Raw genomic sequence first — 11,377 nt, forward strand, 5'->3', positions numbered from 1 at the left:
CTCCGGCAGGCAGCTTGAATCAGTTCGGGCCTGATTTGGAAAGGACATCCGATTCATAATGATCGGCTACCGCTCTAGAAAGGGACAGAATTCCCCTCAAAAGACGGCGTCAATGCGTGTACCTGCAATGCGATATCGATAGTGAGGGAATTCAGACATTCGCTATGCAGGTGACACGCCTTGAGCTTTATAATTGGGTCGACGGTAGCCGATCAGTCGAATCTGACGGCAACATCCGGATCCTTCGCACGATGAAGGCGAACAGGGCTGCTTCCGGCAGCCAGATCGTCCTTCGCTATGAAGCCGGCCTTTTCGTCTGCGAACAGGAAAGCACGATCAACGCCCGCGACGCGGCGCATCATGCCGAGCGCGTGTTTCTCGCCCTGCTGGAGCAGTTCACCAAGGAAAGCCGCAACGTCTGCGCGAATCGGGGACTGACCTATGCGCCGTCCGTCTTTTCCAAGCACCAGAACGCCCAGGGCGTGACACGTTCCAGCTTGGAGCGCGCTATGAACCGCCTTCTGGGATCCGACCGCATCAGGGTCGAGGAGACCGGCCCGCCGTCGCGGCGGCGTACCCACCTTGTCATCTGCACTTCAAGCGATGTGCCAGATTTGGACGACAAGGTCGACTATGACGACGAGGTGCATTGATGGAACCCTCGCCGCCAGTGCATGCGCTTCTACCAGCCTTCCAGCTCGAAAAAGTTGCCTTCCACCCCCCTTTCACCAGTCTTCTACCAGCGAGAAAACGACTTCCACCAAACGGCTGCGAGCCTTCCACCACCTTCCACCAGGTCGTGCTTCCACCCCCCTTATACCCCCTACGCGGTGGAACCCGCGTTTGGGGCATTATCGCCTGCCCCACGCGAGTCCACCTCGTCCAACCTAAGGGAGTTACCGGCGCTCGCGTCGGATGCTCCACCCGCTCTCTGGGGGGCATTTCGTTGGGCCCGTCCGGCCAGTCGGCCTGGGCTTGATGAGCCCCGGCCGAGCCGTCGGGTGGTTGGGCGAAATATCGCTGCCCGGCCCACGGCCCTGGCACTCGCAATCATCATGGAGGTCCTCATGAGCACCCGGAAACCCGCGTCGGATGAAAAGACGCTGCTCATATCCGATCCCAATGATGGCAAGGGTGAGTTGAAGCACATCGGTGGTTCGCAGTCGGACGACTGGAACAACCTGCTCGCTAATCAGGCAATACAGGCGTTGTGGCGAGCTCATTCCAATACCGAGACGCTGACAAAACAGTACGCGGCCACAGTTTCCGCGCTGATTGGCATTCATCCTCAAGATGAACTGGAAGGCATGATGGCCTCGCAGTTGATCGCCACTCACAACGCGGCGATGGAATGCTACCGGCGCACCATGATCGAGAATCAGACCCTCGCGGGGCGCGAGCAATACCTCTCCCAGGCCAACAAGCTCTGCCGCACCTTCGCGACCTTGCTCGAAGCGCTCAATCGCCACCGTGGCAAGGGCCAGCAGAGGGTCACGGTAGAGCATGTGCACGTTCATGCCGGCGGACAGGCCGTGGTCGGAGCGATCGAAGGGCCGAGGGGTGGGGGTTGGAAAAACTAGAGGATCAAGCCCATGCAAAGCAAATTGCCCATGCACCTCAGTCCCCGATGCGGCGCGCGAACGCGCCAAGGGACGCCGTGCCAATCCCCGTCGATGGAGAACGGCCGCTGCCGGATGCACGGCGGAAAGGCGCCCGGCGCCCCGAAGGGAAACACTAATGCTCGCAAGCATGCCCGCTACGCGGCGGACGCCGTCGCCGAGCGGCGCGGGGTTGCGGCACTCGTACGCGCGGCAAGGGACTTGCTTAGGCGGGTGGATGACGACGGGTAACCTAGTCTCGCGTTCGCTTCCCGAGTCCAAGAGCACAATGGATATCCGCCTCATCCAAGTGCTGCACAATCGGCGATCCGCCGCGAATCTCAGTAGTCACGCCGGCCAATAGATGCGCTTCAGCGGCAACAGTTGCTGCGTCTCGATGTCGAGATGGTCGTAATTCTGGATCACCGCCTCCACGAGATCGTCGATGGTCATCAGCGAGAGCGGAATGCTCGCGCGCTCGGCCTCGTAAAGGGCATCCTTCGAGAAGCCGCCGGTCGAGACATACAGCCCCTTGTCCTGCGGATGTCGGCCGCCGAGAAAGCTGCGGATCGCCTGCGAGCCGATCGCACCGTGCCGGTGCTTCACCTCGACGACGATGCGTGGCGCTTCGAATCCGAAGCCGTCAGGTGACGCGACGATGTCCTTGCCGCGATCGGCCCCGGCTGGGGAGACGCGTGTCTTGTAACCCATGGCACGCAGCAGGCCGGCGACGAGTTCCTGCAGGTCAGACCAGTCCAGCGCGTGGACACGGTCCTTGGTGAACTCGATCGCCTTCTCCTGGATGTTCTTGAACACATCCTCCTCGGCGATCTCCACAGAGGCCGCGAGGTCGGCCTTTGCCGGCTGGTGGGATTTGAGTGCCCGGAGGAGGTCGTCGAGCACGTCCGGTGACAGCTGGAACAGCGTCGAGATGGCGCCGAGGCTGTTGCGGCTGCGCACGGAGAGCAGATCGCGCGAGACTTCGCCCTGCCACGTCACCGGTCGCACGTTCGGATCCTCGGCGTCGACGCTGGGATCCCAGCGATAGTCGCCGGCGATTTCGCCGACCAGATAGACCCGGCGGCCCGGATCGTAGGTGACGACACGATCGCCCATCTTCATCTCGCTGCGGAAGCGATGGAGTTGGCCGGCCGACATGGCCACCGCCTGAGGTTTCCACTCCGGCCTCGTCGCGGCGACTTTGGCGGCGATCTTCTCGCGCGTCTTCAGCTCGGCGAGCGAGCCAATGGCACCCCAGCCGATGGCGATGACGCCATTGTCCTTGAAGGCGTCGTAGAGCCGCCCGCCGCGCTCGGCGCGTACAACCCAGCCTTGCCTCATACCACCCGACCTCGTCATTCGCCGTCATCGTAGGAGCGCGCCGTCGCTGGGTGCAAGGACGCCGCATCCCTGCTTTCATCCGGCCGCGTCCCGCGCCATAAATCAACCAATGACGAAAAGGGGCGCTCCGGCAGCGCGCGACGCGGGCATAGCACCCGCCGCGGTCCGGAGACGACGGGGAAAAAAGAATGGCGCTGACGCTGTCGCAACTCGAAACCCACCTGTGGCGGGCGGCGGATATCCTGCGCGGATCGATCGATTCCGGGGACTACAAGCACTACATCTTCGGCCTCTTGTTCTTCAAGCGCCTCTCGGATGTGTGGGAGGAGGAGTATGAGGACCGCCTCGCGCGCTATCACGATGCCGCGCTGGCGGCCGATCCCGACGAGCACCGCTTCGACATTCCAAAGGGCCATTTCTGGCGGGATGTCCGCCGCCGCACCACCGACATCGGCACGCATCTGAACGCGGCCTTCGGCGCCATCGAGGACGCGAACCTGCGCCTCAAGGGCGTGTTCCAGGATGTCGACTTCAACAACAAGGAGCGCTTCCCGGACGCCATGCTGGAGAAGCTGCTCCAGCATTTCGAGACTTACCGGCTGCGCAAGGCCGATGTCGAGCCGGACATGCTCGGCCAAGCCTATGAGTATCTGATCGAAAAGTTCGCCGACGATGCCGGCAAGAAGGGCGGCGAGTTCTACACCCCGAAGATGGTGGTGCGGCTCATCGTCGAGTGCCTCAGGCCGGAGGCGGGCATGTCGATCTACGATCCCACCTGCGGTTCGGGCGGCATGCTGCTGGAGGCGGTGCATCATCTGCAGCGGCAGGGTCTAAACCCGAAGAGCCTGTCGCTGTTCGGCCAGGAGAAGAACCTCAACACCTGGGCGATCTGCCAGATGAACCTGTTCCTGCACGATATCGACGACGCCAAGGTGGCGCGCGGCGATACGTTGCTGGAGCCCAAGCACCTCACCGGCGAGGGGGTGAAGGCGATCCGCACCTTTGATCGGGTGCTGGCCAACCCGCCCTTCTCGCTGAAGAGCTGGGGCCACGATGTCTGGGCCAAGGGCGATGCCTATGGCCGCGATGTCTATGGCTGCCCGCCGAAATCCTATGGCGACCTCGCCTTCGTGCAGCACATGGTGGCGAGCCTGAAAGAGGACGGCATGTGCGGCGTGGTGTTGCCGCATGGCGTGCTGTTTCGCGGCGGAGCGGAAGGGCGCATCCGCGAGGGGATGATCCGCGCCGATCTGGTGGAAGCCGTCATCGGGCTGGCGCCGAACCTGTTCTACGGCGCCGGCATTCCCGCCTGCATCCTCATCCTGCGCAAAACCAAGCCGGCGGCACGGCGGGGGAGGATCCTCATCGTCAACGGCGCCGCACAGTTCGTGGACGGCAAGAACCAGAACCATCTTTCCGAGGCCAATGTCGCGGCGCTGGCCGGCGCCTATGCGGGTTTCGCCGATGTGGAGCAGCTGGCGCGGGTGGTGCCGGTGGGCGAGATCGAGGCCAATGATTTCAACCTCAACATCTCCCGCTATGTGCATCTGGGCGAAGAGGCGGAAGTGGTGGATGTGGGCGAGGAAGTGGAAAAGCTGGTGGCGCTGCAGGCCGAGCGCGACACCGCCGAGGCGCGGATGATGGGCTTTCTGCGGGAGCTCGGCTATGTCGGGTGACTGGCGGCAGATGGCTTTTGCGGAGGCCGTAGAGATCAATCCGCGGCGCTCCGTCGTCGCTGGCGCAACGGTCCCGTACGTCGAAATGGCGGCTGTGCCATCCGCCGGCTCGTCCATTGAGTATCTACTCCAGCGGCAAGCTGGAGGCGGTGGCGCCAAATTTCGGAATGGCGACACTCTCTTTGCGCGAATTACGCCATGCGCGGAGAATGGAAAGACCGCCTTCGTGGATTGCCTTCGCGCAAACGAAACAGGTTTGGGATCAACGGAATTGATCGTATTCGGCCCAAGAGAAGGGCTAACCGATCCGGCCTACGTTTATCATCTGGCTCGCAGCGAGATTGTGCGTTGTCCAGCAATCGCGCAAATGGTTGGAACGACAGGGCGAGCCCGAGTTCCAAATAATGTGTTTGATGAAATCGAAATCGCCCTCCCTCCCCTCCACGAACAGCGGCGGATCGCGGAGATCCTATCCAGCGTCGATGAGGCCATCGCGGCGACGCGGGCGGTGATCGCGCAGACGCGCAAGGTCAAGCAGGCCGTGCTGGAACGCCTGCTGACCAAAGGCATCGGCCACACCCGCTTCAAGCAGACGGAAATCGGAGAGATTCCGGAGGGGTGGGAGGTGGCAACACTTGGGTCCATTACCGTGGAGTTGGAAGCTGGCGTAAGCGTCAATTCTGAAAGCCGCCCGGCCAGGACCGGCGAGTATGGCATCCTGAAAACGAGCTGTGTTTCCGGAGGCTTCTTCGATCCTAGCGAAAACAAGGCCGTCCTTTCGGCGGAGCGGACCAGGGTCAAGGTTCCTGTTAAGGCGGACAGGATTATTATTAGCCGAATGAATACGCCAAATTTGGTTGGTGCCAATGGTTACGTTGAGCATGAATTGGACGACATATTCCTGCCTGACCGGCTTTGGCAGTTGAAGACAAGCCAACATACGCGCTGGCTAGGCGCTGTTCTTGCCGCTGATAAAACCCGGTCGCGTTTGAGCGATATAGCTACGGGCACGAGCGGTTCAATGAAGAACATTTCCAAAGCAAAACTGCTCGAACTACATTTCGCAATCCCGCCTAAGCGAGAGCAGAAAGAGATAGCGGACGTCATTCATCAACTGGACGCCGCCCACCGCGCGGGCGAGCAGGAACTGTTGGGACTTGCGTCGACCAAGTCCGCCCTCATGTCCGACCTCCTGACCGGCCGCAGGCGGGTGACGGATGCCCTGCCTCTGGCGGCGGAATAGGGGAGCGGCATGCCCCAGGGCCCCGAATGGCACTTTGCCGAGCGCCCGGCCATCGAGCGGCTGGAGGCCATGGGCTATGTCGTGGTGCCGCCGGCGGACCACGCGCGCCTGCGCGACGGCGACAACCAGGTGCTGTTCCGCCCGCATCTCGTCGCCGCCCTGATGCGCATCAACGGCATCGACGAGGCCTCGGCGGAGGCCGCCTATGCCGAGCTCGCCGGCATCACCGACAACGAGACATGGCTGCGGATTCTGCGCGGGGATTACTCCCGCAAGGTCGAGGGTTTCGACACCCGCCAGACCCTGCGCGTGATTGATCTCACTGCACCGACCACCAACCTCATCACACTGACCAGTCAGTTGCGCGTGCGCTCGGAACGGACCCGGCGGCCCGATCTCGTCATTCATGTGAATGGTATCCCGGTGGTGGTGATCGAGGCCAAGAGCCCGCTCAACGCGAGCGACAAGACCGGCGAGGCGTTCGAGCAGATCAAGCAGTATGAGCAGGACATTCCCCGCCTGTTCGCCTCCAACGCCTTCAACATCGTCACCGACGGCACGCTGGTGCTGTATGGCGCCACCGGTTCCAGTTCGAAATACTATGCCGAGTGGCGCGATCCGTGGCCGAAGACGGACGCCGACTTCGCCGATCCGCTCGCCAAGGGACTGTGGTGCCTGCTTGAACCCGCGCGGCTGCTCGATATTCTTGCCCATTTCATCGTGTTCGAGAAGACCGATACCGGCACCGTCAAGAAAATGTGTCGCTACCAGCAGTTCCGCGCGGTCAACCGCATCGTCGACCGCGTGCTGGAGGGAAGGCACCGGCAGGGCTTGATCTGGCACACCCAGGGCAGCGGCAAGTCGCTCACCATGGTGTTCGCCGCGCTGAAGCTGAAAACCCACCGCACCTTTGCCTCCGACGCGCTGACCAACCCCAACATTCTGGTGCTGACCGACCGCGTCGACCTGCACAGCCAGATCAGCGGCACCTTCAATGCCTGCGGCCTGCCGAACCCGACGACGATCGACAGCATCAAGGACTTGCATGCGCTGATCGGCAGCGGCAAGGACGGCCTCACCGCGCTCTCCACCATCTTCAAGTTCCAGGGCTCGAACCAGCCGGTCGCGAACTCCGCTAACTGGATCGTCATGGTGGACGAGGCCCACCGCACCCAGGAGAAGGACCTCGGCGCCGCCCTGCGCGCCACGCTGCCGCGCGCCCGCTTCTTCGGCTTCACCGGCACCCCGGTGAAAAAGGACGACAAGGACACCTACGCCAATTTTGGCGTGCCGGGCGAGGGCTATCTCGACAAGTACGGCATTGACGATGCGGTCGCCGACGGCGCGACCGTGCCGATCTACTACACCGGCCGCAAAACGGACTGGCAGGTGGACGAGGCGCGCATCGACATCCTGTTCGACACCTGGTTCGCCGAACTCGACGACGACAAGCTGAACGAGATCAAGAAGCGCGGCGTGCGCATCGAGGACCTGGTGAAGCACCCGCGCCGGATCGAGCTGATCGCCTACGATATCTGGACGCACTTCAAGGCCTATGCCCGCCCGGACGGCTTCAAGGCGCAGATCGTCGCCATCGATCGCGAGGCGGTGATCCTCTACGAGCGCGCGCTGACCCGCGTGATCGCTTCAGATCTCGAAGCGGAGGGCCTGGCGCCCGACGCGGCGCTGGCGCGCGCCGACGCCATGTCGGCCTGCGTCTATTCCATCAATCAGGAGGATTCCAAGCCGAGCGAGGACCCGCGCACGCAGGATATCCGCGCGGCGCTGGTGGCAAACTATCTCGACGCCGAGGCGGAAAAGCAGGCGAAGAAGGCGTTCGGTCGCAAGAGCGAGGACCCGCAGTTCCTCATCGTCTGTGACAAGCTGCTCACCGGCTTCGACTGCCCGATCGAGAGCGTGATGTATCTCGACAAGCCGCTCAAGGAGCACGGCCTTCTCCAGGCCATCGCCCGCACCAACCGCGTTTCCGATGCCAAGAAGCGCAACGGCCTGATCGTCGACTATATCGGCGTCTCCGCGAACCTCGAGACCGCGCTCGCCAGCTACCGCGCCGACGACGTGAAGAATGCCATGCGCGATCTCGACGATCTGCGCAGCCAGCTGCGCACCGCCCATGCCGCCGTGGCGGTGATGCTGAGGCCGGTCAAGCGCGAGGCGCAGAGCCGGGCCGGCTGGGAGAAGGAGTTCAACGCCTTCGCCAATGTGCTCGGCACCGAGGACAAGTGGTTCGAGTTCAAGGGCCGGGCGCGCAGATTCATCGCGCTCTATGAAACGCTCAGCCCTGATCCGAGCGTGCTGGACTTCACCGCCGACCTCAAATGGGTCGCGTCCTTCCTGCTCTTCGGCACCCAGCGCTTCGAGAAGCGCCAGGCCTTCGACCAGATGAGCTACAGCGAGAAGATCCGCGAGATGCTCGACACCCATCTCGACGCCACCGGCCTCAGCGTGACGGTGAAGCTGCGCCATATCACCGATCCGGGCTTCTGGGAGGACTTCGACGCCGAGGGCAAGACGGACGAGGAGTTGATGACCGCCGCGATCCGCAAGACCACCGAGCTGCGCAAGACGGTGAGCGAGCGGATCGACGACGGCCCGCACCAATATGGCAAGTTCTCCGAACGGCTTCGCCAGTTGCTGGAGCGCATGGAAAGCGCCCAGCTCAGCTGGGCCGACAAGCTGCGCGCCGCGGAGGAACTCGCCAAGGACATTGCCGCCGAAGACAAAGCGCATGTCGAGGCGGGGCTGTCACCCGGCGCCTTCGGTGTGATGCAGATCCTCGCCAATTTCGGTGCCGAGCAGCGGGCCGAGGAACTCGCGATCCAAGTCGAGGGGCTCTACACCGACCCGGGCACGGCCCCGAAAGGCTGGTGGGAAAAAGACGGGCTGCGCAAGGATCTTCGCCAGAAGGTCCGCTCCATGGCGCATTTGGCCGGGCTGACCCAGCTGAAGGATATTCCCGACCAGGTCGAGGCCTACGCCCTGAAGCACTTCGCGGAACCCTGACCATGCCTGTATTCCGGATAGGCGAGCGGCAAATCGACTACAGCCTGCGGCGTTCGGCAACAGCCAAGCGCGCCAATATCACCGTGACGCCGAACTCCTTCGAGCTTCTCGTGCCAGATCGGACGACGGACGAGCAAATCGAGGCTGTCCTCCATAGGCGCCGCGCCTGGATTCTCGAAACCGTCTCCGCCATACAGGAGCGCGCAAAGGCTCAGCCCAGAGTCTACCGCTTCGTGACGGGCGCCAAGATTCCCTATCGCGGCCGCATGAACCGGATGACTGTGGAGCCCTTTGACGGGTCGCTCGTCGAGATCAGTTTCCGGAATGGTTTCCTGATCCGGACACCGCGCGATCTGACCGACGACGCGGCCGATGCTGTGATCGAGAGTTCACTGCGTCTCTGGCTGAGGCGACGCATTCGTGATGATGCCAAGGAGTTTATTCGCCGTCATGGCGCGCGCAACGGGCTACAGCCGAGGGGTATCCAGATCAAGGACCAGAAGCACATGTGGGGCGCCTGCGGGCAGGATCGCCAGATCCATCTCAACTGGCACCTGATCTTCGCCCCGCGGCCAGTGCTCGAATACGCTATCGTTCACGAACTCTGCCACCTTCGCTATCGCAACCACGCGGGGGAGTTCTGGACCCTGGTGGGATCGATGTTGCCGGACTGGGAGACTAGAAAGAGTTGGCTGGACAATAACGAACACCTGCTAGGCTGGAAAAAAGTAGAGCCGGCTTGATGGTGCAAGTCAGGATGTTTACACGCATCCAACGGAGCTTGCAGGTGCTTTCGCACTAGGAGAAGACCTTGCCAAGTGCGTGTATGAGCGTCCGGTGTGGCCGGTGGCAGACTGTCCGCTAAGGGGGACTTTATACGAGGAGCGGACATATCGCCGATGAATGCCCGAGGCCGGAACTGACCTAAAGCAGCGGTTCGGAGTGTCCGCTTAGGATCGGTTCGACTTTGCATTGGAGCGCGGTAAATCGGCCTCAAAGGCATACGTCACGAAACGCCGGCCCATGTCTCACGCCGCCAGTCGGCACAGCTGATCGGCTGGTCGCCGCACAGCCCGGCGCTGACGATGGCGCCGAAACGCAGATCGCCGTCCTGCAGCAGCTCGACCTCGTGCTCTTTCGCCGCGAGCGCGGCACCATGGGGATGAGCGCTTTCGACCAGCAGCTTACCGTCCTGGCTCCGCCATCGAGGGCGGGCAATGGCGGTAGCCAGATCGTCGCCGCCGACGAACATGTTGCTGAGCACCTGCGTCAGCGTCTGCACCTGCCCGTCGGCCCCCGGCGTCGCCAGCGCGAGACACCCGCTTTCAGTCTCCAGCAGCACCGGCGCCAATGTATGGACGGGACGCTTTCCACCGGCACAATCGTTTGGCGCCATGGTGAAACCGGCGGCCCGATTGTTTAACGTGAAGCCGCCTTCGGGCACGAACACCGCCGAGCCGAAACTGTCGAACACGCTTATGAGCGAAGAGACGACGAGGCCGTTGCGGTCGGCGACGGCCACCCCCGCCGTGTGGAGATAGGCGCGGGGTCCGGTCCTTCCGCTGGCCTTTTCCAGGTCGACGGTCAGCGGCTCCGACAGCAGCGCGCTGCCTTCGCCGGATCGATCGCGAAAAGTGAAGCTGCTCGCTGTCAGCTCTACGCCGATATGGTCGCGCAGCGCCGGCGCGGACGGAGGGAGCTTTTCTTCGGCGGCGAGCACCATGGAAAGCAGCACCCCTTGCGAGATTGGCGGTTGGACGTGCAGCCGCATGCCGCGCCACTTCGTGGTCAGCGGCGGGGAGACAACGCTCGTATTCCCGATCAAGTCGGCTAGGGACATCACGCCGCCGTTCCGGCGGATCGCGCCGCAGATGGCGTCGGCCATCGGACCCGCATAAAAGGCCGCGCGTCCGCGTTCACCGATGTCCGTGAGCAGGCGTGCCAGCTCGGGCTGGGGCTGGCGCCGGCCGGCCTTTGCGGTACGCAGGGCCCAGCCCTGCGCGCCGCCGCGCAGCAATCGCGTCTCATATTGGGCAAAGGTCCCGGCGAGATCCTCGCTGACGAGAACGCCGTCCTCCCCCAGGCGAATGGCCGGCGCGAGAATGTTGGCCAATGGCAGCCGCCCCCATCGGCGGCCCATTTCCACCCAGGCGTCGACGATACCTGGCACGCTGACGCTGTTGCCTCCATCGGTGTCGGCCCGGTTCATCGCGGCAGGGGCCGCCCCCGTGCCGTTAACAGCGATAACCTCGCCAACACCGCTCCGCACCAGACAGAGCTGGTCGCCGCCGAGGCCGCAATTGTCTGGTGACAGCACGCACAGAACCGCCTGCGCCGCAATGGTGGCATCAATGGCCGAGCCGCCGGCCGTCAGCATCTCGGTCGCCGCGCTGACGGCTAGCGGATGCGCTGCGGCAACGGCGCCACGATTTCCGAACAGGACCGGGCGCTGTGACGAGGAGAACGGGTTGGCGATACGCATGAACGGCTCTCGG

Annotated in this window: 9 protein-coding genes; 7 read left to right on the forward strand and 2 right to left on the reverse strand. The window is 63.1% G+C overall.

Annotated elements, in window-relative coordinates; all coding sequences use genetic code 11:
- Positions 1–164: 164 nt before the first annotated feature.
- The 3 genes from ACEUEL_RS16600 to ACEUEL_RS16610 all read left to right on the forward strand — a co-directional run bounded on the left by ACEUEL_RS16600 (position 165) and on the right by ACEUEL_RS16610 (position 1,850).
- Complete coding sequence (locus ACEUEL_RS16600; protein WP_405707617.1) at positions 165–653, forward strand: hypothetical protein; 489 nt, start codon at positions 165–167, stop codon at positions 651–653.
- A 414-nt stretch (positions 654–1,067) separates the two neighbouring features.
- Entirely contained in the window at positions 1,068–1,580 is a 513-nt protein-coding gene (locus ACEUEL_RS16605; RefSeq protein ID WP_405707619.1) for a hypothetical protein, read from the forward strand.
- 30 nt (positions 1,581–1,610) lie between these two features.
- Positions 1,611–1,850 (forward strand): HGGxSTG domain-containing protein, encoded by a 240-nt coding sequence (locus ACEUEL_RS16610; protein WP_405708422.1) that lies wholly within the window; start codon positions 1,611–1,613, stop codon positions 1,848–1,850.
- Between the two features lie 96 nt (positions 1,851–1,946).
- On the opposite strand, the gene ACEUEL_RS16615 is transcribed toward ACEUEL_RS16610, so the two are convergent.
- Positions 1,947–2,939 (reverse strand): restriction endonuclease, encoded by a 993-nt coding sequence (locus tag ACEUEL_RS16615; RefSeq protein WP_405707620.1) that lies wholly within the window; start codon positions 2,937–2,939, stop codon positions 1,947–1,949.
- A gap of 188 nt (positions 2,940–3,127) precedes the next feature.
- Here ACEUEL_RS16615 and ACEUEL_RS16620 point away from each other — a divergent pair, with 188 nt between their 5' ends.
- From ACEUEL_RS16620 to ACEUEL_RS16635, 4 genes are read left to right on the forward strand one after another with little or no spacing between them, the layout of a single operon-like run.
- A complete protein-coding gene (locus tag ACEUEL_RS16620; protein WP_405707622.1) occupies positions 3,128–4,615 on the forward strand; it encodes a type I restriction-modification system subunit M in 1,488 nt (495 codons plus the stop codon).
- Positions 4,605–5,858: a restriction endonuclease subunit S gene (locus ACEUEL_RS16625; RefSeq protein ID WP_405707624.1), complete on the forward strand. Its 1,254-nt coding sequence runs from the start codon at positions 4,605–4,607 to the stop codon at positions 5,856–5,858. The genes ACEUEL_RS16620 and ACEUEL_RS16625 overlap by 11 nt, the downstream gene beginning before the upstream one ends.
- Positions 5,859–5,867: 9 nt before the next feature.
- Positions 5,868–8,882 (forward strand): type I restriction endonuclease subunit R, encoded by a 3,015-nt coding sequence (locus tag ACEUEL_RS16630; RefSeq protein WP_405707626.1) that lies wholly within the window; start codon positions 5,868–5,870, stop codon positions 8,880–8,882.
- Positions 8,883–8,884: 2 nt separating this feature from the next.
- Complete coding sequence (locus ACEUEL_RS16635; protein WP_405707628.1) at positions 8,885–9,625, forward strand: M48 family metallopeptidase; 741 nt, start codon at positions 8,885–8,887, stop codon at positions 9,623–9,625.
- A 263-nt stretch (positions 9,626–9,888) separates the two neighbouring features.
- Here ACEUEL_RS16635 and ACEUEL_RS16640 read toward each other — a convergent pair whose 3' ends face one another.
- Complete coding sequence (locus ACEUEL_RS16640) at positions 9,889–11,364, reverse strand: gamma-glutamyltransferase (protein WP_405707630.1); 1,476 nt, start codon at positions 11,362–11,364, stop codon at positions 9,889–9,891.
- Between the last annotated feature and the right edge of the window lie 13 nt (positions 11,365–11,377).

The sequence above is a fragment of the Ancylobacter terrae genome (assembly GCF_045108345.1).
GTDB lineage: Bacteria > Pseudomonadota > Alphaproteobacteria > Rhizobiales > Xanthobacteraceae > Ancylobacter.